Origin of the sequence: Caulobacter soli, assembly GCF_011045195.1 — a bacterium.
Classification (GTDB): Bacteria; Pseudomonadota; Alphaproteobacteria; order Caulobacterales; family Caulobacteraceae; genus Caulobacter; species Caulobacter soli.
The window spans coordinates 4,508,219-4,526,332 of sequence record NZ_CP049199.1 but is presented as its reverse complement, the minus strand read 5'-3'; the positions used below and the strand labels follow the sequence as shown (position 1 = coordinate 4,526,332).

Annotated in this window: 18 protein-coding genes and 1 pseudogene; 5 read left to right on the top strand and 14 right to left on the bottom strand. The window is 69.3% G+C overall.

What is annotated here, in order from left to right:
* Positions 1 to 55: 55 nt before the first annotated feature.
* Positions 56 to 1,705, bottom strand: a complete 1,650-nt coding sequence (locus G3M62_RS21010; protein WP_165190500.1) for a M20/M25/M40 family metallo-hydrolase — start codon at positions 1,703 to 1,705, stop codon at positions 56 to 58.
* 297 nt (positions 1,706 to 2,002) lie between these two features.
* Here G3M62_RS21010 and G3M62_RS21005 point away from each other — a divergent pair, with 297 nt between their 5' ends.
* Entirely contained in the window at positions 2,003 to 2,191 is a 189-nt protein-coding gene (locus tag G3M62_RS21005) for a hypothetical protein (RefSeq protein WP_165190499.1), read from the top strand.
* Positions 2,192 to 2,368: 177 nt separating this feature from the next.
* The gene (locus tag G3M62_RS21000; RefSeq protein WP_165190498.1) at positions 2,369 to 2,623 is read left to right on the top strand and encodes a flagellar basal body rod C-terminal domain-containing protein; all 255 of its coding nucleotides are present in this window, start codon (positions 2,369 to 2,371) and stop codon (positions 2,621 to 2,623) included.
* A 95-nt stretch (positions 2,624 to 2,718) separates the two neighbouring features.
* Here G3M62_RS21000 and G3M62_RS20995 read toward each other — a convergent pair whose 3' ends face one another.
* Entirely contained in the window at positions 2,719 to 3,498 is a 780-nt protein-coding gene (locus tag G3M62_RS20995; RefSeq protein ID WP_165190497.1) for an anti-sigma factor family protein, read from the bottom strand.
* 282 nt (positions 3,499 to 3,780) lie between these two features.
* Here G3M62_RS20995 and G3M62_RS20990 point away from each other — a divergent pair, with 282 nt between their 5' ends.
* A complete protein-coding gene (locus G3M62_RS20990) occupies positions 3,781 to 4,311 on the top strand; it encodes a hypothetical protein (RefSeq protein ID WP_165190496.1) in 531 nt (176 codons plus the stop codon).
* 83 nt (positions 4,312 to 4,394) lie between these two features.
* Here the strand turns inward: G3M62_RS20990 and rpoD are convergent, their stop codons facing one another.
* From rpoD to G3M62_RS20945, 9 genes are all read right to left on the bottom strand, one after another.
* Positions 4,395 to 6,347: an RNA polymerase sigma factor RpoD gene (gene rpoD, locus G3M62_RS20985; protein ID WP_165190495.1), complete on the bottom strand. Its 1,953-nt coding sequence runs from the start codon at positions 6,345 to 6,347 to the stop codon at positions 4,395 to 4,397.
* 480 nt (positions 6,348 to 6,827) lie between these two features.
* Positions 6,828 to 8,750 carry a DNA primase gene (dnaG, locus tag G3M62_RS20980; protein WP_165190494.1) on the bottom strand — a complete coding sequence of 641 codons (1,923 nt, stop codon included), beginning with the start codon at positions 8,748 to 8,750 and terminating at the stop codon, positions 6,828 to 6,830.
* Positions 8,751 to 8,986: 236 nt separating this feature from the next.
* Positions 8,987 to 9,874 (bottom strand): EamA family transporter, encoded by an 888-nt coding sequence (locus G3M62_RS20975; RefSeq protein ID WP_165190493.1) that lies wholly within the window; start codon positions 9,872 to 9,874, stop codon positions 8,987 to 8,989.
* Positions 9,875 to 10,094: 220 nt separating this feature from the next.
* Entirely contained in the window at positions 10,095 to 10,901 is an 807-nt protein-coding gene (locus G3M62_RS20970; protein ID WP_165190492.1) for a hypothetical protein, read from the bottom strand.
* Between the two features lie 70 nt (positions 10,902 to 10,971).
* On the bottom strand, positions 10,972 to 12,264 hold the full coding sequence (locus G3M62_RS20965) for a hypothetical protein (RefSeq protein ID WP_205691920.1): 1,293 nt from the start codon (positions 12,262 to 12,264) through the stop codon (positions 10,972 to 10,974).
* Between the two features lie 66 nt (positions 12,265 to 12,330).
* Positions 12,331 to 13,413, bottom strand: coding sequence for a glycerophosphodiester phosphodiesterase (locus G3M62_RS20960; protein ID WP_205691919.1), 1,083 nt, complete (start codon positions 13,411 to 13,413; stop codon positions 12,331 to 12,333).
* Between the two features lie 269 nt (positions 13,414 to 13,682).
* Positions 13,683 to 13,994, bottom strand: a complete 312-nt coding sequence (locus G3M62_RS20955) for a hypothetical protein (protein WP_165190491.1) — start codon at positions 13,992 to 13,994, stop codon at positions 13,683 to 13,685.
* Positions 13,995 to 14,153: 159 nt separating this feature from the next.
* Positions 14,154 to 14,687 carry a hypothetical protein gene (locus G3M62_RS20950; RefSeq protein ID WP_165190490.1) on the bottom strand — a complete coding sequence of 178 codons (534 nt, stop codon included), beginning with the start codon at positions 14,685 to 14,687 and terminating at the stop codon, positions 14,154 to 14,156.
* Between the two features lie 82 nt (positions 14,688 to 14,769).
* A complete protein-coding gene (locus tag G3M62_RS20945) occupies positions 14,770 to 15,276 on the bottom strand; it encodes a bactofilin family protein (RefSeq protein ID WP_165190489.1) in 507 nt (168 codons plus the stop codon).
* A gap of 226 nt (positions 15,277 to 15,502) precedes the next feature.
* On the opposite strand from G3M62_RS20945, the gene G3M62_RS20940 reads away from it, so the two are divergent.
* On the top strand, positions 15,503 to 16,099 hold the full coding sequence (locus G3M62_RS20940) for a hypothetical protein (protein WP_165190488.1): 597 nt from the start codon (positions 15,503 to 15,505) through the stop codon (positions 16,097 to 16,099).
* A gap of 17 nt (positions 16,100 to 16,116) precedes the next feature.
* Here G3M62_RS20940 and G3M62_RS20935 read toward each other — a convergent pair whose 3' ends face one another.
* The 3 genes and pseudogenes from G3M62_RS20935 to G3M62_RS26650 all read right to left on the bottom strand — a co-directional run.
* On the bottom strand, positions 16,117 to 17,022 hold the full coding sequence (locus G3M62_RS20935) for a class I SAM-dependent methyltransferase (RefSeq protein ID WP_165190487.1): 906 nt from the start codon (positions 17,020 to 17,022) through the stop codon (positions 16,117 to 16,119).
* A 101-nt stretch (positions 17,023 to 17,123) separates the two neighbouring features.
* Positions 17,124 to 17,291 carry a hypothetical protein gene (locus G3M62_RS26655; protein ID WP_246263627.1) on the bottom strand — a complete coding sequence of 56 codons (168 nt, stop codon included), beginning with the start codon at positions 17,289 to 17,291 and terminating at the stop codon, positions 17,124 to 17,126.
* A 148-nt stretch (positions 17,292 to 17,439) separates the two neighbouring features.
* Positions 17,440 to 17,565: pseudogene (locus G3M62_RS26650) on the bottom strand (helix-turn-helix domain-containing protein); the annotation flags it as partial.
* A 153-nt stretch (positions 17,566 to 17,718) separates the two neighbouring features.
* Between G3M62_RS26650 and G3M62_RS20925 the strand changes: the two are divergent.
* Complete coding sequence (locus tag G3M62_RS20925; protein WP_165190486.1) at positions 17,719 to 17,952, top strand: helix-turn-helix domain-containing protein; 234 nt, start codon at positions 17,719 to 17,721, stop codon at positions 17,950 to 17,952.
* Positions 17,953 to 18,114 lie beyond the last annotated feature (162 nt).

The following is an 18,114-nucleotide window of genomic DNA, read 5'->3' as shown; positions in this document are numbered from 1 at the left end:
GGGGGAGGTGGCGCGAGGCGAAGCCTCGTGACGGAGGGGGCGTCCAGCCGGTCCCCTACTTCTTCCCGAACAGGGTCCCGAAGAAGTCGCCCTGGTTCCAGGCCGGGCGGGCCGGGGCGTCGGCCAGTTCGCGGGCGATCTCGTAGTTGACCAGGGCGAAGCGGGCCCCGGCCTCGTAATTGATCGGCTGGTTCAGGTCGTCGTTGGGCTTGTGGTAGTGGGTGGCCAGGAAGTCCTTGAAGCCCTTCTCGCCGCCGTTCTTGAAGCCGGTCATCAGGAACACCGACGGCACGCCTTGCTCGACGAAGCGGTAGTGGTCCGAGCGGGTGAACAGGCCTTCTTCCGGCAGCGGGTCGGCCGACAGGCCGATGCCGACGCGGCCGGCGGCGCGGGCCACGGCTGGGCCGATCGTCGAGCGATCGGCGCCGAAGGCGATCACGTCCTGGAAGTCGTACAGCAGGATCGGCATGTCCAGATTGACGTCGGCGGCGATGCCGCCCTTGGGCACGGTCGGGTTGTTGGCGAAGTAGTCCGAGCCGATCAGACCCTTCTCCTCGGCCGTGACCGCCAGCAGCACGATCGAGCGCTTGGGTTTGGTCGGGGCTTCCTTGAAGCCGCGCGCCACCTCAAGCAGGGTGGCCACGCCCGAGGCGTTGTCCAGGGCGCCGTTGTTGATCTTGTCGGCGTCCTTGCCGTGGATGCCCAGATGGTCGAGGTGGGCGGACAGGATGATCGTCTGGGCCTTCAGCGTCGGGTCCGAGCCCTCGATCAGGCCGACCACGTTGCTGCTCCGGCGCTTTTCGATCTCGGTCGTCAGCTGGATCGTGACGTTGGTCGGCAGGTCGAAGCCCTTGACCAGGCCATCGGGCGTGTCGGCCGCGGCCAGCACGGCGTCCAGCGAGGTCGGGGCGCCGGCGAACAGCTTGGCGCCGCCCTTTAGGCTCAGGGTGGCCAGGCCGGGGGCCTCGGCGCCGCGCACATTGGCCGCGCCCTGGGCGTCGTTCCAGGTCATCCGCCATTCCTGGTAGTTGGGGATGCCGCGCGCGAACGGACGGTTCTTCTCGGAGGTGGTGGTCGGCAGGGTCAGCACGCCGACCGCGCCGCGCTTGGCCGCCTCGACCCGCTTGGTGTTGAGGTTGCTGTAGTGGGCGCGGATCTCGGTCTGCAGGCCGGTGGGTGCGCCGTTCAGGACGACGACGATCTTGCCCTTCACGTCCAGGCCGGCGTAGTCGTCGCGGCCGCGCTCGGGGGCGACGATACCGTAGCCGACGAAGACCAGCGGCGCGGTGATCTTGGTCTCGGCCTGGCGGGCCTGGGCCGAGGGCAGGTAGTCCTCGCCGAAAGTCAGGGCGCCCGACTTGCCGTCGGCGCCGGTGTAGGAAACACCGCCCTCGTTGGTCGAGCGATAGGCGGTCAGCGGCACCTGCTGCAGGTAGGTCCCGTTGTCGCCGGCCGGCTTCACATGCATCAACGCGTACTGGGCGGCCACGTAGTTGGCGGCGATGTCGTAGCCGCGCGTGCCGGCCTCGCGGCCTTCCAATAGGTCGTCGGCCAGGAAGCCCATGTGCGCCTTGATCGCGCCGGCCGACGGTGTGAAGGCCGAAGCCGCGGGCTTGGCCGCGGGCTTGGCGGTGGCGGCGAAGGTGGGTTGAACGGTCAACAGCAGGGCGACGCCGGCGAGGGCGGCGCGACGGGAGAACGGCATCTAGGCAGGCTCCTAAAGCGTTTTCGAGCGAAGTGGATACCGGTTCGCGTGAAGAAAACGCGCCAAAACAAAAGGCTATACGGGGCGAGCCCGCGAAGGGGCGAACCTTGGCCAGAGCGGCGCGGCTTGTCGAGATTTCGTAACCTGAACGTTTTGTAATCTTCACGGAAAAGCCGCGTCGAAAGAACGCGTTATCCTGGGTGGGCCGGCGTTTACCGTGTTTGGTCAGCCGCGCTTAACGGTTCGCGACGAGGTTGGCGGCGGCCCCAGAAAGGGGCGCTCCGACAGGATGACTCCGTGCAGATCGCCGCCAGCTCCAGCGCCGCCATCCAGCGTCAGCCCGCTCCGGTCCAGGCGCCGCCGCCGGTCGATCTGACCCAGCTGGCCGTGGCTCAGACCAACGCCAAGATGACCGCCGCCGCCGGCGCTGCTCTCGGCCAGGCCACCGCCGAACTGACGGGTACGGTCGTCAACATCAGCGTCTAGACGCCAATCCCGTTGTGGGCGTCCGCCGCCCAGGAACGAATGCCGACTTTCAGTAGCCCTCATCCTGAGCCTGTCGAAGGACGAGGGCGGTCCCTCGACAGTTAACCGCGTAACTTCACCGTCTTTGCTGAAGGCGGATTAACCGGCGCGCACCAGATTGGCCTGGCAACCAGGGAGATGGTCGTGCAGGTCTTCAACACCGCCGTCGCGGGCATGTCCGCCGCGACCAACCGTCTCAACGCCAGCGCTCAGCGCACCGTGTCCTGGGGCGTGGACAAGGGCGGCGTGGACAAGAGCCAGGCCGGGCCGGACGTCGACCTGGGCCACGAGGCCGTCGAGCAGATCTCCGCCAAGACCGACTTCGCGGCCAACGCCGCCGTCATCAAGACCGCCGACGAGATGACGGGCGCGCTTCTGGACATTATCGCCTAGGACCCCGCCCGCGCGTCTCATCGCGCCGGTTCGAGCTGGTCCGGGCCCCTATCGCATTCCCCCCTGCGCGGGTTCGGACCCGCCGCCCTCCGGTGCTACCGGGGGGCGGCCCCCTTTAGAGGCTTCCAGCCGTCGGCCTTGGCCTTGGCCTCGGCGGCGGCGTCCAGCGGCGGACCCACGATCATCGCCTGGACGGCGGCGGTCGAGCCGGACGCGGCGGGGCCCGAGGCCCGCACGCGCCAGGCGTCGGCCTCGCGGCAGGCCACCCCGGCCAGCGGCGCGCGCCCCGAGGCCTGGAAGACCCGGCAATAGGCGCCCGACCGGCTCACGAACGACAGGGCGATGCGCACCGGTCCCGCGCCGGGGCCCGAGGCTTGGGTGTTCAGGGCCTGGGCCAGCGGCCCGGCGGCGATCGGCGGCGGGTCGTCGGCTCCGCTGAGGGTGACCGGCGGCGGCGCGGCCAGGCGACCGGCGGCCAGTCCGATCAGCAGGCAGGCGGCCAGGCCGATCCAGGCGGGCAGGCCGCGCCCCGGCGCACCGGCCGGCTTGGGCGGCCTGGGTTCGCGCGGCTTGGCCTTTTCCTTGGCCTTGGACTTCGCCTTGGCGCCGGGAAAGGCGATGACCTCGGCCGGTTTGGACGTGGGCGGCGGCGTGGCGGCGGCCGTCGCGCCCAGGGCTCCGGTCGCGGCTCCAGGCGGGGTCCCGCGCATGGCGCCGGCATGGGCGCCCGACAGCAGGCGGCGCAGCGCGCGCTGGGTCTCGACCCTCAGGGCCAGCTGCGGATCGGTGGCCATGGCCGCCTCGATGCGCGCCATCGCCTCGGGCGGCAACTCGCCGTCGACAAAGGCGAACACCTCTTCGTCCGGGACGGTCATGGCGGGGCTCCTTGGTCGCTGGACGCACTCTAGCCGCGAGGCGGGGCCACGCGCCAGTTTGTCGCTTGGAAGACGACGTTTTCGCAAGGGCGCGCGAGCGTTTCCGGCCGTCGGCACAAGGGCCGTCGTCCGTGACTCAGGATTGAATTTCAAAGGAAATCGCCTCCGCGCGAGTGAAAATAATCGCCGCCGCACGGAAGCAAACGGCTCCAGCCGCGTTTTCACCGGTCGAGAGGCGGTCACGGAAACCGTCCGGATCTTGTCAATCGATAGGAGAAGACCATGCGCAAGACCTCATTTCTCATGACCGCCGCCACGGCGGCCGTCCTGCTGTCGGCCCCCATGGCTCAGGCCCAGATCCTCGGCGGATCGGGCGGCGCCTCGGGCGGACTGGGCGGAACCTTCGGCGGGATCACCGGCCAGGCCGGCGGCTCGTTGACCGGCGCCGGCCAGGTCAATCCCGGGACCGACGACCTGACCTCGCACCTGCAGAGCACGACCCAGCGCACGCGCGGCGCGGCCGGCCAGACCGTCCGCAAGGGCCGCTCGACCGCCGGCGCCGTCGTCGGCTCGGCGACCGACACGGCCGGCTCGGCCACGGCCAACACCTCGGGCGCGGCCAACGCGGCCGGCGACCTGTCCAGCAACGGCGTGTCCGGATCGGTGAACGGTTCGACGGCGACCGGCGCGGCCACCAATCGCGGCGGGGCCAATGGCGGCGGCTCGCTCGGCGTGTCCGGTTCGGCCACGCGTGACGGCGCTTCGGTCGGCGTGGGCGCCAACGGCTCGGCGGCGGCCAAGCCCGGCAACTAAGACTTGGTCATCACGACTAAAAACGAAAACGCCCGCCTCGGCTGACCGAGGCGGGCGTTGACGTCTGTGCGATCTTCGAACCCTTAGGAGTCGAGGAAGCTCCGCAGCTTGCGCGACCGCGAGGGGTGCTTGAGCTTGCGCAGGGCCTTGGCCTCGATCTGGCGGATGCGTTCGCGGGTGACCGAGAACTGCTGGCCGACCTCTTCCAGGGTGTGGTCGGTGTTCATGCCGATGCCGAAGCGCATGCGCAGCACGCGCTCTTCGCGCGGGGTCAGCGAGGCCAGCACGCGGGTGGTGGTTTCCCGCAGGTTGGACTGGATGGCCGCGTCGATCGGCAGGATGGCGTTCTTGTCCTCGATGAAGTCGCCCAGGTGGCTGTCTTCCTCGTCGCCGATCGGCGTTTCGAGCGAGATCGGCTCCTTGGCGATCTTCAGGACCTTGCGCACCTTCTCCAGCGGCATGGCCAGCTTTTCGGCCAGCTCTTCCGGGGTCGGCTCGCGGCCGATCTCGTGCAGCATCTGGCGGCTGGTGCGGACGATCTTGTTGATCGTCTCGATCATGTGCACCGGGATGCGGATGGTCCGCGCCTGGTCGGCGATCGAGCGGGTGATCGCCTGACGGATCCACCAGGTGGCGTAGGTCGAGAACTTGTAGCCGCGGCGATATTCGAACTTATCGACGGCCTTCATCAGGCCGATATTGCCTTCCTGGATCAGGTCCAGGAACTGCAGGCCGCGGTTGGTGTACTTCTTGGCGATCGAGATCACGAGACGGAGGTTGGCTTCCACCATCTCCTTCTTGGCCTGACGGGCTTCGCGCTCGCCCTTCTGCACGGTCTGGACGATGCGGCGATAGTCGTCGATCGGCACGCCGGTCTCGGTGGCCAGGGCCGCGATCTCCTGGCGGATGTCGCTGACCGAGTTGACGTCGTTCTCGACGAACTTGGTCCAGCGCACGCCCATGGCCTTCACCTGCTCGACCCAGTTGGGGTTCAGCTCGGAGCCGAAGTAGGCCTTCAGGAACTCGCCGCGGCTGATGCCGTAGCTGTCGGCCAGGCGCAGCAGGCGGCCTTCCAGGCCGATCAGGCGCTTGTTGATCGCGTAGAGCTGCTCGACCAGCGCCTCGATGCGGTTGTTGTTCAGCTTCAGCGTCTTCAGGTGCTGGATGATGGTCTGCGACAGACCCTCATAGGCCTTGCGGTCGGCGTCGCTGAGGTCGGCGCCCTTCAGGCGGCTGCCGACCAGCTTGTCCTGCAGTTTGCGGAAGGTTTCGAACTCGCTGGCGATCGCGTCGAGGATGGCCATCACGCCTTCGCGCAGCTCGCCTTCCATGGCGCTGACCGTGGGACCGGCGCCGTCGTCGAAATCGTCGTCGTCTTCCTCGCCCTCGGCCTTGGGTTCGCCGCCGGCTTCCTCGTCGACCGGTTCGGCTGGCTCGGCGTCCTCGGCGGCCGGCGCGGCGGCCACGCCGTTGATCGCGGCGTAGGTGCCTTCCAGGTCGATGACTTCGCGCAGCAGGATGCGGCCGGTGCCCAGCTCCTCGCGCCAGACCATGATGGCTTCGAAGGTCAGGGCGCTTTCGCACAGACCCCGGATCATGGTGTCGCGGCCGGCCTCGATACGCTTGGCGATGGCGATTTCGCCCTCGCGCGACAGCAGCTCGACCGAGCCCATCTCGCGCAGATACATGCGAACGGGATCGTCCGTGCGGTCGTAGGCCGCCGGCTTCTCGCTGGTGATGACCTGCTGGTTGTCTTCGCGGGCGACGACCTCGCCGCCTTCCGAACCTTCAGCGTCTTCTTCGGCCTCGACCACGTTGACGCCCATCTCGCTCAGCATGGCGAGGGTGTCTTCGATGGCTTCGGACGTCACTTCTTCCGACGGCAGGACCTTGTTCAGCTCGTCCATCGTGACGTAGCCGCGCGCCTTGGCCTGCTTGATGAACTTCTTTACGCCGGCATCGGTCAGGTCCAACAGGGGACCATCACCGCCACCGGTTTCGGGCGGTTCAGCTGCGTCAGTCGTCGTCGTGCTCATTCAGGTCTCCGAAACGACGCGGCGCCGAAGTCGTGGCGCGCGTCGAAAAATGTGTCCGTGGTGGGTCGCCTGCGCTTCGCGCCCTGTCGTCCGTGCAAGCTGTCCAGTGAACCGCTGAAAAAATTCTCAAGATAAACGCCTGACACACGCCGAAGAGCCATGACCGAACGCTCCGCGAGCTGGGCTCTTTGCGGAGGCGTTGTCTTCGCGCGCGATCAGCGTCGACCCTTGGGAGGTTTCGGCAGCCACTGGGACCTGGCGGCGGCGAGGGTGACATCCTGTTTCAAGGAGGGCGCGCGCATGAAAATGGCGGCCCGAGCGATGTCAATCAGCAGCGTGGCAAATCCTTGAGTCGCCAGATGGCGTCGCATGACGCGCGAGTCAAGATGGCAGCGTGCCATCGCGCCGATTTCCGCTCATGGCAAAAACGCCCGTCATCCTAGGACTTGCCGCGGGAATGACGGCCTCGAGGTTACGACCTCAGGTAATCGCCACGCTCGTCGGCGGGGCTTCCCAGAACTCCAGGCCGCTGATCTGGCGCTCCAGCACGCCGATCCGGGTGCGCAGGTCGCGGGTGGCCGCCAGCGTGCCGGCGGTGACGGCTTCGCGGCGCAGGGCCTCCAGGGCGCGTTCGCTGTCGCCGATCTCGACCAGGGCCTCGTAGCAGGCCGACCACAGGGCCTTGGCGCGATGCGGGTCCATCTTGGGGTCGAGGAACGGGACGGTGATCGCCCCGGCCACGCGCTCGACCTCGGCGACCTGGCCGCCCAGGCCCTTGCGGTCGAGGATGGCGCGGAACGGGGTGTCGTCGCCGATGCCGTCGGACAGGGCGTCGAACAGCTCGGCCGCCAGCGGGGCCAGGCGCGGGTCGCCGAAGCCGATGCGCTCGATGGCCTCGTCATAAGGCCGGGCCCAGGCCGGATGGTCCAGCGCCGCGATGGCCACGGCGGCGTGGAAGGGCTTCAGCCGCGTGCCGATCTCGGCGCGGGCCACGCCGCGGATGCCGGGATCGGGCGGACCGCGATCGCGACCGCCCTTCCACTGGCCGCGCGGGACGAAGGGCCGCCCGCCGCCATAGCCGCCGCCATTGGAGCCCCCATCGCCGAAGGCGGGCTTCGGGAAGAGCGCGTCCAGCTTGGCGTAGAGGTCGTCGCGATAGGCGGCGGCCAGGTCCTTGTCGGCGATGGTCCCGGCCGCGGCGCGCAGCCGCTGCTTGAGGCCGGCCTTGCGCTCGGGGGTGTCGAGCGGCTCCAGGTCGCGCTCGCGGACGAACAGCGCCTCGACGAACGGCGTGGTCTGGGTCAGCTGGCTCTTCAGCGCCGCCGGGCCCTGCTCGCGCAGCACGTCGTCGGGATCCTTGCCGCCGACCACGATCGAGAACTTGAACGAGCGGCCGGGCTTGAGCAGCGGCAGGGCGCGGTCGATGGCCCGGGCGGCGGCGCGCTGGCCGGCCTTGTCGCCGTCGAAGCTGAGGGTGGGTTCCGGATGCAGGCGCCACAGCACCTCCATCTGCTCCTCGGTCATGGCCGTGCCCATCGGCGCGACGGCCGGCAGGCCCGCGCGCTGGCAGGCGATGACGTCCATATAGCCTTCGACCACCAGCATCGGCGTCTGCTCGGTGGGGGCGGCGGCCTGAGCGGCGTGCAGCAGCTTGCGGGCCTCGTACAGACCATACAGCAGCCGGCCCTTGTGGAAGAGCGTGGTCTCCGGCCCGTTCAGGTACTTGGCGCGGGCGGCGGGATCCATGGCTCGGCCGCCGAACGAGACCACCCGGCCCCGGGTGTCGGTGATCGGGAAGATGATCCGGTCGCGGAAACGGTCATAGGGCTGGCCGCCGTCCTCGGGCGCGATCAGCAGGCCGGCGTCGACCAGCTCGGCCGGCTTGGCGCCCTTGGCGATCAGGTAATCCTTCAGCGCCGTGCGGCCATTGGGCGAGAAGCCGATGCGGAAGCGGCTCCACTGGTCCTCGGGCAGGGCGCGGCGGGCCAGGTAGTCGCGGGCGGCCTGGCCGACCGGGCGGCGCAGCTCGCTCTCGAACCAGGCCGAGGCCAGCTCCATCCAGTCGCCCAGACCGGCGCGCTTCTTGTCTTCCTGGGCGGCGCGGGCGTCGGGCTCGGGCAGGGCCATGCCCGCCTCGGCCGCCAGCCGCTCCACCGCCTCGGTGAAGGTCAGCCGCTCGGTCTCCTGCAGATAGGAGATGATGTCGCCGTGCTTGCCGCTGGAGAAGCAGTGATAGAAGCCCTTGTCGTCATTGACGAAGAACGAGGGGCTCTTTTCCTTGGTGAACGGCGAGAGACCGGCGTACTCGCGCCCCTGCCGCCGCAGCTTCACCGACTTTCCGATCACGTCGGAAGGGCGAAGACGGGTCTTCAGTTCATCGAGGAAATGGTCGTCGAAACGCATGGCGGGTTAAGCGGCCAACATAGGCTTAATGTTCGTATTGCGCACGTTAGATGGTCGGTTCGTCCAGAGCTGGATCGGGCTTTGTGGATAAAATGATCCGCTCATCCCGGCGAATGCCGGGACCCAGATCCCATGGCGGTGAATCGGGTTGGATCGGCTCTGAGCTCAAGGAGCCCACCTCAAAGCCATTCCATCTGGGTCCCGGCCTTCGCCGGGATGTTGGCGTGAGAAGGGGCTCAAGTCGCCGCCAAAAACCGCACCCGCACCTTCGGCCACAGCATGTTCACCGCCAGGCCCGCCAGCACCAGCACCGCCGCGCTCAGCTTCCACAGGGGGAGGCTCTCGCCCAGCAGGATCGCCGAGGCGCCCATGCCGAACACCGGCACCAGCAGGGCCATCGGCGTGATCGTCGCGGCGGGATAGCGGGCCAGCAGCCAGCCCCAGGCGGCGTAGCCGAACATGGTGTTGCCCACCGCCTGCCAGGCCACGGCGGCCCAGGTCAGGGCGTCGGCGTGGCGCACGCCCGCGACCATGGCCGGCCAGCCTTCCAGCCACAGCGACATCAAAAACAGCGGCGGGATCGAGAACAGGCTGGCCCAGACCACATAGGCCAGCATGTTCACCGTCCCGGCCTGGCGGGCGACGATGTTGCCGCCGGCCCAGCTGGCGGCCGCGCCCAGGATCAGGGCCACGCCCAGCGGGGTCGCCGCCCCGCCGCCATGGGCGGCGATCAGCACGATGCCGGCCACCGACAGCAGCAGGGCCACGATCTGGAAGCCCTTCACCCGCTCGCCGCTGATCTTCATGGCCATGCCGATGGTGAAGAACACCTGGGTCTGCACGACCAGCGAGGCCAGGCCCGGCGAGATGTGGCCCTTCATGGCCACGAACAGCAGGCCGAACTGACCCGCCCCGATCAGCAGGCCATAGGCCGCCAGGTTCTTCCACGAGACCGCCGGCCGCTTGATGAAGAAGGCCATCGGCAACAGCACCAGGGTGAAGCGCAGCGTGGCCAGCAGCAGCGGCGGCAGATGGTCCAGCGCCACCTTGATGACCACGAAATTGGTCCCCCACACCGCCACCACGGCCAGGGCGAGCAGGAAGTGGCGCAGCGGCAGGGACATCGGCGGACTCCGGACGGATCGCGCCGTGTCTAGGCCCTAAGCGCCAGCTGCGCCATGGCGGCTTGCGGTCTGGAAGCGCTTGCCTCGCCAGTGAGCGAATTCCTCGTCCTTCGACAGGCTCAGGATGAGGAATTCGAGTTCAACCGCCCTAAAAGTAGCCCTCATCCTGAGCTTGTCGCCAAGATGAAGTCGGGGGACGAGGGCGCCTCCCCAGCGATTCCTAGTCCGCGACGGCGTCGGCGGCGTAGGTCTCCTCGACCATCTCCACGCGGGCGATGACGGGGGCCTGTCCCCGGGTGGTCAGGATCCGCAGGGCGTAGGGTCCGCTCTGGGGCCAGACCGACAGCGCCCAGCAGTTCAGCGGGGCCGGGCCGCGGTGGTCGTCGAAACAGGGCTCGACGGCCTTCAGGTCGTCCAGGGTCAGGTCGCCCAGGATGTCCGCGCAGGCCAGGGGCTCGGCGCCGGCCGGCTTGCAGTCGATCGGCGCCTGGTTCGGCGCGGCGGCCAGGCGGGTCAGCCACCAGGCGCCGCTCAGCGCGACCTCGGCGGTAGGGGCGCTGAAGAAGGGGGCGGGGTCCTGGACCAGCCGGCCGCAGTCTTGCTGGGCCGAGGCCGGCGGCGGCGCGCCGTAGTTGTCGATCTCCCGGGCCGGCGGTCCCAGCAGGCGGTAACGGCTGTGGGCCGAGAGGCTGGAGGCCCGCACCGGGGTGTCTGGGCCCTGGGCCGTGTCGCCGACCGGGGCGAAGGTGACGATCACCTCGTCGCGGGCGCAGACGCCGGGCACGTAGGTGGCGCGCGGCGCGGTGGCGAAGTCCAGGTCGCGCAGGGGCCGCAGGGGCTTGCGGCCGGAAGAGGGCTGCGGCGCCGGGATCAGCAGGTCGGCGACCTGGTCCATCACCCGCTGGGTCAGCTCGGCGGGCGGCAGGGCGCGCGCCTGCATCTTGCTCAGCGCCGGAGCCTGCGCCGACGCCACGGCGGGAGCCGTCAGCGCCAACAGGACCAAGCCCGCCAATGCTTGCCGTATCATCGCCTGTCCTCCAACGGCTTCGCCTAAAGTGACCGCGCCAATGTGGCCGTCAAGCGGCGGACGTTGGCGGCTACTTCGTCAAGTCCGCCGGCGTGGTCGGCTGCGAGATCACCGCCTCCATCCGCTTCCAGCGCACGTCCTGCGACGGGCCGGCCCGTTCGACGTGGGCGCGGACCATGTCCTGGCCCAGGTTGTAGTTGATCACGTAGCTCCGGTAGGTCTCGATAAAGCTCAGCGATTTCTCGGCCTTGGCGCGGGTGGCCAGGGTATATTTGGCCAGGGCGTCGACGGCGGCGGCCTTGTCCAGCTTTCCCGATAGGTAGAGGTCGGCGACGGTGTTCTGGACGCTGGCCAGTTCGGCCGTGGCGTTGCTCAGGGCGTCGTAGGTGTCGGCCGTGGCCGGGTCCAGGCCCGCCAGCGGGTAGAGGACCTTGCGCTCGAACGCGACCTTCTCCTCGCCCGGGAAGGCCAGCTTGATCCCGTAGTTGGCCGAGCCCTCGGCGATCAGCGACTGCGGCGAGAACAGCGGATAGACGCTGAACTCGACCCAGCCCCTGGCCTTGGTCAGCTTTTCTTCCAGCAGGGTGTTGAGCACGTGGTGGCCCGGATAGCCCTCGTGGCAGCCCAGGTCGACGGCGCGGCTGATCGGGGTGGGCAGGTCGGTGTTGACCTCGATCAGGCTGTGGGCGTCGCCCTTGTACCAGTTGTAGCCGCTCCAGGGCTTCTTGGTGACGAACGCCAGGTCGAAGCGCTCGTTGGCGGGCAGGGCGATGTGGGCCTGCGTGCGCGCCTTGCACTCGGCGATCGCCGCCTTCATCACCGGTTCCAGCCGGTCGGTCGGGATCGTGTAGCGGGCCTGGAAGGCGGTGACGCGGGTCGCCAGGTCGCCCTCGCCAGGGACCAGCTTGTCGATCCTGGCCAGGACGGGGTCGTAGGCGCTGAGCGGCTTGATCGGCGGGCGCACGCCGAACAGGCCCTCGGCCTCGTCCTGGAAGCTGAACTTGACGCCGGCCAGCATGGCCAGGCGCGTCTGGGCCGCCTTGACCTGGCCGGCCAGGAAGGCCTTGCGGCGGATTTCGTCGGGATCCAGCGCCTTGCCGTCGACGGCCTTCAGCGCGCCGGCCAGCCGGTCGGCCTCGGCGCGCAGGGCCGGCACGTCGCGCGGCTTGGCCTTGGCGACGCTCGCCCATTCGGCGGGGCCGTAATAGGCGTCGACATAGCCCGGCTCGCGCACGCCGGCCTCCAGCGTCAGGCGCACGAAGTCCTGGGCGATGGCGTCCAGCTTGGCGCCCTCGGGCGCGGCGAAGGCCGGCGTGGCGAGCAGGGCGAGGGCGGCGGTCGCGGCGGCGAGGCGGAGGATCATGGAGGCGTCTCGAAGCGAAGAAGACGCGCACGCTGCCCCGCGCCGTCGCTCATCGCAAGAGCGCTGCTATCCCCGCGCGGCGACCGCCAGGCCCGGGAAGTCGCTGAACAGGCCGTCGACGCCGGCGGCGTAGAGGGCCTTGAACACCGGCGTCACGTCGCCCGGCTGGGCCAGATAGTCGGCGGCGGCCGCGTCGCCCCGGCGCAGGCTCGAGGGCAGGAAGTAGTTCTCGGCCCGCACCGTCCAGGGGTGGACGACCAGGCCGGCGGCGTGGGCGTCCTTCACCAGCGACGTGGCCGGCAGCAGGTTGGTCGCGTCCTGTGGGATGATCTGGGTCTTTTCCGGTCCCAGGCCATCGGCGTAGAGCGCGACCTCCTTCAGGCCCGAGGCGGTGCAGAGCTGGGCGTAGGTGACGTTCGGCAGGTCGGCCGGGCCGCCCTCGCTGGCGGTCAGCAGCACCAGCCGGGCCTTGGTCTTGGCGCGGATGGTCTTCAGCGGCGTGACCTCGAAGCACTGGACGAAGACCGGCGCGGTGGCCGAATCCAGCTCGTTCTTCTTCAGCAGGGCCACCAGGCGATCCTCGATCGGCAGGCCGATGCTCGCGAAGTAGCTGGGGTGCTTCATCTCGGGATAGACTCCGATCGTCCGACCCGTGCGCTGGCTGCCCGCCTTGGCGATGGTGACCACCTCGTCGAAGGTCAGCAGCGAGGCCTGGCCGTCGTACTTGGCGTTGGCCGGACGCAGTTGCGGCAGCCGCTCGCGGGCCCGCAGGGTCTTGATCTCGGCCAGGGTGAAGTCTTCGGTGAACCAGCCGGTGATCGCCTGGCCGTCGATGGTCTTGGTGGCCTTGCGGTCGGCGAACTCGGCGCGCGAGCCGACGTCGGTCGTGCCGCCGATCTCGTTCTCGTGCCGGGCGATCAGGTGGCCGTCCTTGGTCGGCACCAGGTCAGGCTCGATGAAGTCGCAGCCCTGGTCGATGGCCAGGTTGTAGGAGAGCTCCGTGTGCTCCGGCCGCAGGCCCGAGGCGCCGCGGTGGGCGATGACGATCGGCTTCTTCGGCGCCCGGGCGAAGCTCAGGCCCGGGGCCAGGGTTCCGGCCAGGGCGGCGGTCGTGAGGGCGCGTCGGGTCAGCAGGGTCATGGCGGCCATCTAGCGCGCCGATGTGACGGTTTGACCAGCCCATCGCCGCCTCGCGCGGTCGATCCCGGCGCCTGCCCGAACTTTTTTCAGCGAGCCTGCATCCGGAGCGGAAGGCGGCGCGTAGCTGCTCGCGGATGACCCGTTCTCGTACCGTTTTCGCGGGGCGTCCTTCGTGAGCCCGTCGTCCCGTCCCCCACCTGACCGGCGGGCAAGCCGGGGTTCCTTCCGCCTCCCTCCCCCGTCGGAGGCGGAAGGACCTTGGCGCTCCAGGCCTTCCCCTAGTCCTTGCCCTGGCGGTTCAGGATGGCCCGCAGGCTCTGGGCCTTCTGCGGCAGGTCGGCGGCCAGGCGCGAGGCCATTTCCCGCACCCCGACGGCATAGGCGTCGCCGCCCTCGGCGATCTCGTGGGCCCGCGTCGCCAGGTCGTCCAGGTCGCGGCCCATGGCCTCGATCTGCTCGCGGGCCAGCAGCCGCGCCTCGGTCTGCAGGCGTCGCACGCGCTGGGTGGTGGTCTCCGGACCCCGGCTGAGATTGTAGACCTCGACCGCATCGGCCTGGTCGGGGACGACCGTCAAAAGCGGACCGTTCATGGCTCGTCGCTCCTCGGGCGGCGTCCAAACGCGGCGCGGCCCTCGGAAATACAAGGCGGCGTCGCGGCGGACCGTTCCCCGGGTTTCCGACGGTTCGTGCGATCGGTCGGGTTAAGTGTCTCCCAAGCCACAGCTTGGGGCGAGAGCAAGGCCAAGCGCCTATTTGGCGGGCGTTTGGCTCGCGGTTTGGGCGCCCGGTTCGCACGGGCCCTGATAGGTGCTGACCGCGCCGGCCCGCAGGGTCTGGCGGCGTCCAAAGGCCGAGACGACCAGTTGCAGGTCGGTCTTGGCGGTGGTGACGAAGTCGCCCTTCACCGTGCCCGACAGCACGTAGTTGATGTGATCCTTCTCGCAAGCCTGGTCGAGGCGGAAGCCGTCGACGGTGCGGGTCATCTCGGGCTTGCCGCAGGGCGAGACCTTGCGGGCCGCCTCGGCGCCGGGGTCGACGCCGTCGCCCACGCACTGCGTCGAGTCCTGGGGACCGGCCGGGGTCTGGGTGACCGTCTTCCACAGGCCGGGCTTCAGCGTGGTGGGCCCGCCCGCGACCGGGGCCGCGTCCTGGCCGGTGGCCTGGGCCGCGCTGGCGCCCGCCGCCGGATCATTGGCCCGGTCGTCGGTCCGCGAACAGGCGGCCAGGCCAAGCAGCAGGACTGGAACCAGGAGGAGGCGGGGACTGGGAACCACGTGACGCATGCGAAATCCTAGCGCGCTCGGCGGCCGGCGGGAAAGGCCCCTTGCCGTCCCCGCGCCGCTTGCGAACATTCAGAACGCGCGATCAGCCCGGATAGACGGCCATGGCGGGCGCGTGGGCGGCGGGCGCCGCCGGAACAGGCGCCGGGGTCGCCACGGGCGCCGCCACCGGACGCTGGAACTTCAGGCTGCGGCCCTGGAACTGGGCGCCGGTCTCCATGGCCAGCTGCTCGTGGGTGATGTCGCCATCGACCACGGCCGTCCCATAAAGACGCACCTGCTTGGCGCAGACCGTGCCGGTCACCCGGCCGTGGATCTCGATGACCTGGGCCTGGAGCGCGCCCTCGACCCGGGCGTTGGGACCCAGGACCAGCTTGCCCACGCGGATGTCGCCCTGCAGCACGCAGTCCAGGTGCACCTCGCCGTCGCCCATCACGTCGCCCTTGATGGCGACGCCCTGGGCGATCATCGAGGCCGGCTTGGGACGCGGCGGCGGGGCGGGCGTCGGGGCTTGAGCGGCTTGCGGGGCGGGCTCCATGGCCAACGGCGTGAAGGCCGGGGCGGGAGCGGTGTCTTTCTTCTTGGCGAACATGGCGGCGGCCTTGTCTCGAAATGGTGCGTTGTGAGTGGAGCTGAGCAAGAGCTGGGCCGTGCGGCGAGCACTTGCCCCCTACGGACCGCTTCGCGGTCGTCTTCCCCCATAGGGGGAAGAGGGCGTCGTGCGTTCGTCCTCCGCCCCCTAAGGGGGCGGACAGGCGGCGAAGCCGCCAGGTGGGGGCAAGTCGCGACTCGCGCCATGCTTCGGCCAGGAGACCCCCATGGCCGACGAAACCCTCGAACAGCTGATCGACCGCCTGCGCGCCGTGGAGGCGCAGATCGAGGCGGCCTTCGCCGCGCGGGACGCCGCCAAGGCGGCCGAGGCCGGGCTGGTGATCGAGGCCGGCAAGCCCTGCTTCAAGGCCGACGCCCTGCGCCGCCAGAAAGCCCATCGCAAGGGCATGAACGTGGCCCGCACCCCGTGGCCCACCCTGCTGACCATGCCGCTGATCTACGGCATGGCCCTGCCGCTGATGATCCTCGACCTCAGCGTCAGCCTCTACCAGCTGGGCTGCTTCACCGCCTGGGGCATCGCCCGGGTCAAGCGGTCCGAATACGTGGTCATCGACCGCCACCGGCTGGGCTATCTGAACCCGGTGCAGAAGCTCAACTGCGTGTTCTGCGGCTACGGCAACGGCGTCATCGCCTACGCCCGCGAGATCACCGCCCGCACCGAGCAGTACTGGTGCCCGATCAAGCACGCCCTGAAGGTCAAGGGCGTGCACGAGCGCTATCGCGCCTTCCAGGCCTATGGCGACGCCGAGGGCTATGTGGCCAGCTCGGGCGCGTATCGCGAGCGGTTGAAGCGGGGGGAGTAGGGGCGGGCGAGGACCGGCTATGCGCCGTGGCGATCATCCAGCCTGTCGGGCGCGTAGCTGCGATAGAGCCAGGTTGGCAGCCGTGTCGGCGCCGGCCCGGCGTTGACGCAGCGGGTGAACAGGTACTGGCCCAGGTCGTGGGCCCGACCCCTCAACAGGTCGGCGAATTTCGACACGTCCGAGAAATGGCCGGCGTGATTGTCGTGGACGTCGGCGGTGAAGAACGCCTCCTCGACGAAGCCGCAGTATTTCAGCAGATGGTGCAGCTCGTGCCGGGTGTATTCGCGGTTATGACGCCCATACGGTCCGTACCCGGAATAGGGATCGTACAGGTTGGCGCCGGCGATCAGGCGCGCCACGTTTTCCAGCCGCGCCACGTTCGGCGTGGTCACGATGATCCGCCCCTCCGGCTTCAGCGTCTTCTTCAGCTTGAGGATCGTCGACAGGGGATCGCGGGTCATGTGCTCGATGACCTCGCAATAGAGCACCAGGTCGAACGAGGCGTCCGCGAACGGAAGCTCGGCGTCCTCGATGTTGACGATGTGGAAGTCGAGGCTCAGCACGTCGTCCCACTCGCCGCCGGGATGGCGCGCGCGGAGCGATTGGCGGGACACGCCGCCGCTGTCGCCGGCGCCGAAATAGTTGACCAGGGTCACCTCGGCCGAGGGGCGGAACAGCTTCAGCAGATAGGTCAGGAAATAGGGATTGGCCCCGATCTCCAGGATCCGCAGAGGCCCCTCGGGAACCAGGCTCAGCGTGTGGAGAAAGCGGTCGCAGTCCTCTCGCGCGTAGCCTTCCAGCTCCCCGCCCGCGCCGCCGTCGATCGAGAAGCTGAGCAGGGACCGCAGGATCTGGTCGCGAGAATAGCCTCCGGGCAGCGGCAGGGCGGGCTGGAAGTGGCGGGGATCGATGCTCTCGCTCAAGACAGGCTCCGCGGACTCGCCACGACGTTCGGCGGCTCCACCCATAGTGGCGTCGCCGCGTGACGCTGGAGTGACGCCGTCCGCGCGGGGAAGGCGTCGCGCTATCCCGCGGCGAGGCGGTCGCCGGCCTCGGACAGATCACGCGGCGTCTGGTTGCGCAGCATCGCCGCCGTCGTCTGGACCAGGGCCGCCAGGCGGTGACGCAGCGGGCCGGGCGGCAGGTCGAGCCACGCCTCGGCCAGGGCCAGCCCGCCGGGCGCGCCCAGCATCCGCGCCGTCAGCGACAGCCCCGCATCGCCCTGGCGGCCGGTCCTGGCGCCGTCGACCGTCTCCGGCAGACCCTCGAAGAAGGCCGCCGGCGATGGTGTGCAGCGCCGAGGCGCTGATCCGGTTGGCGCCGGTCTCGTACTTCTGCACCTGCTGGAAGGTCAGCCCGATCCGCTCGGCCAGCGCCTGCTGGCTCAACCCCCGCAGCTTGCGCCGCAGCCGCACGGCGCGGCCGACATGGACGTCGACGGGGTGGGCTCCGGCGGTGGGTTTCATGATGCGGCCTTCCGATACTTATAGTCCGGATGCTTATAGTCATCATGATTGTTCAATGCAAGCGGGGCGTGTGTTTGGCGCGCGCGAGTTCGGTGAGCGAACGATACCTATAGTCCGTGGACCCATAGGCATCGCCTCGCGGCAAATGCCGCCATGGACGCGGACGAGGCCGTCATCAAGAAACGATTCGGCGAACGCCTCCGCGCGCTGCGGACGGCGGCTGGCGTCTCGCAAGAAGGCCTGGCGCTGATCTGCGGCCTGGACCGCACCTACATCGGCGGCATCGAACGCGGCGAACGCAACGTGGCCCTCGTGAACATCGTCCGCATCGCGCGCGGGCTGGAGGTCAGTCCCCAGGTGTTCTTCGCCGAGGCGGACGCGAAGTAGGCGCGTTCCTTTCCTCGCGAAGGGGAGCCAACCTTTCATCTCACGGCGAGACGATCGCCGGTCTGGACAGGTCACTCAAGGACGGCGCTCCGCGCCGCCGCGTCGCGGCTGGCCGCAGGCCAGTCCTTGACTGACCTGTCCAGACCGGCACGCTGCTGCCTA

What these genes read in the sequence shown, in the direction of transcription:
- G3M62_RS21010 (WP_165190500.1), bottom strand. Translation starts at nt 1,705, where the DNA reads ATGCCGTTCTCCCGTCGCGCCGCCCTCGCCGGCGTCGCCCTGCTGTTG.
- rpoD (WP_165190495.1), bottom strand. Translation starts at nt 6,347, where the DNA reads ATGAGCACGACGACGACTGACGCAGCTGAACCGCCCGAAACCGGTGGC.
- G3M62_RS20995 (WP_165190497.1), bottom strand. Translation starts at nt 3,498, where the DNA reads ATGACCGTCCCGGACGAAGAGGTGTTCGCCTTTGTCGACGGCGAGTTG.
- G3M62_RS20955 (WP_165190491.1), bottom strand. Translation starts at nt 13,994, where the DNA reads ATGAACGGTCCGCTTTTGACGGTCGTCCCCGACCAGGCCGATGCGGTC.
- G3M62_RS20945 (WP_165190489.1), bottom strand. Translation starts at nt 15,276, where the DNA reads ATGTTCGCCAAGAAGAAAGACACCGCTCCCGCCCCGGCCTTCACGCCG.
- G3M62_RS20950 (WP_165190490.1), bottom strand. Translation starts at nt 14,687, where the DNA reads ATGCGTCACGTGGTTCCCAGTCCCCGCCTCCTCCTGGTTCCAGTCCTG.
- G3M62_RS20965 (WP_205691920.1), bottom strand. Translation starts at nt 12,264, where the DNA reads ATGATCCTCCGCCTCGCCGCCGCGACCGCCGCCCTCGCCCTGCTCGCC.
- G3M62_RS20970 (WP_165190492.1), bottom strand. Translation starts at nt 10,901, where the DNA reads ATGATACGGCAAGCATTGGCGGGCTTGGTCCTGTTGGCGCTGACGGCT.
- G3M62_RS20925 (WP_165190486.1), top strand. Translation starts at nt 17,719, where the DNA reads ATGGACGCGGACGAGGCCGTCATCAAGAAACGATTCGGCGAACGCCTC.
- G3M62_RS20975 (WP_165190493.1), bottom strand. Translation starts at nt 9,874, where the DNA reads ATGTCCCTGCCGCTGCGCCACTTCCTGCTCGCCCTGGCCGTGGTGGCG.
- G3M62_RS21000 (WP_165190498.1), top strand. Translation starts at nt 2,369, where the DNA reads ATGGTCGTGCAGGTCTTCAACACCGCCGTCGCGGGCATGTCCGCCGCG.
- G3M62_RS20960 (WP_205691919.1), bottom strand. Translation starts at nt 13,413, where the DNA reads ATGGCCGCCATGACCCTGCTGACCCGACGCGCCCTCACGACCGCCGCC.
- G3M62_RS20940 (WP_165190488.1), top strand. Translation starts at nt 15,503, where the DNA reads ATGGCCGACGAAACCCTCGAACAGCTGATCGACCGCCTGCGCGCCGTG.
- dnaG (WP_165190494.1), bottom strand. Translation starts at nt 8,750, where the DNA reads ATGCGTTTCGACGACCATTTCCTCGATGAACTGAAGACCCGTCTTCGC.
- G3M62_RS26655 (WP_246263627.1), bottom strand. Translation starts at nt 17,291, where the DNA reads ATGCTGGGCGCGCCCGGCGGGCTGGCCCTGGCCGAGGCGTGGCTCGAC.
- G3M62_RS20990 (WP_165190496.1), top strand. Translation starts at nt 3,781, where the DNA reads ATGCGCAAGACCTCATTTCTCATGACCGCCGCCACGGCGGCCGTCCTG.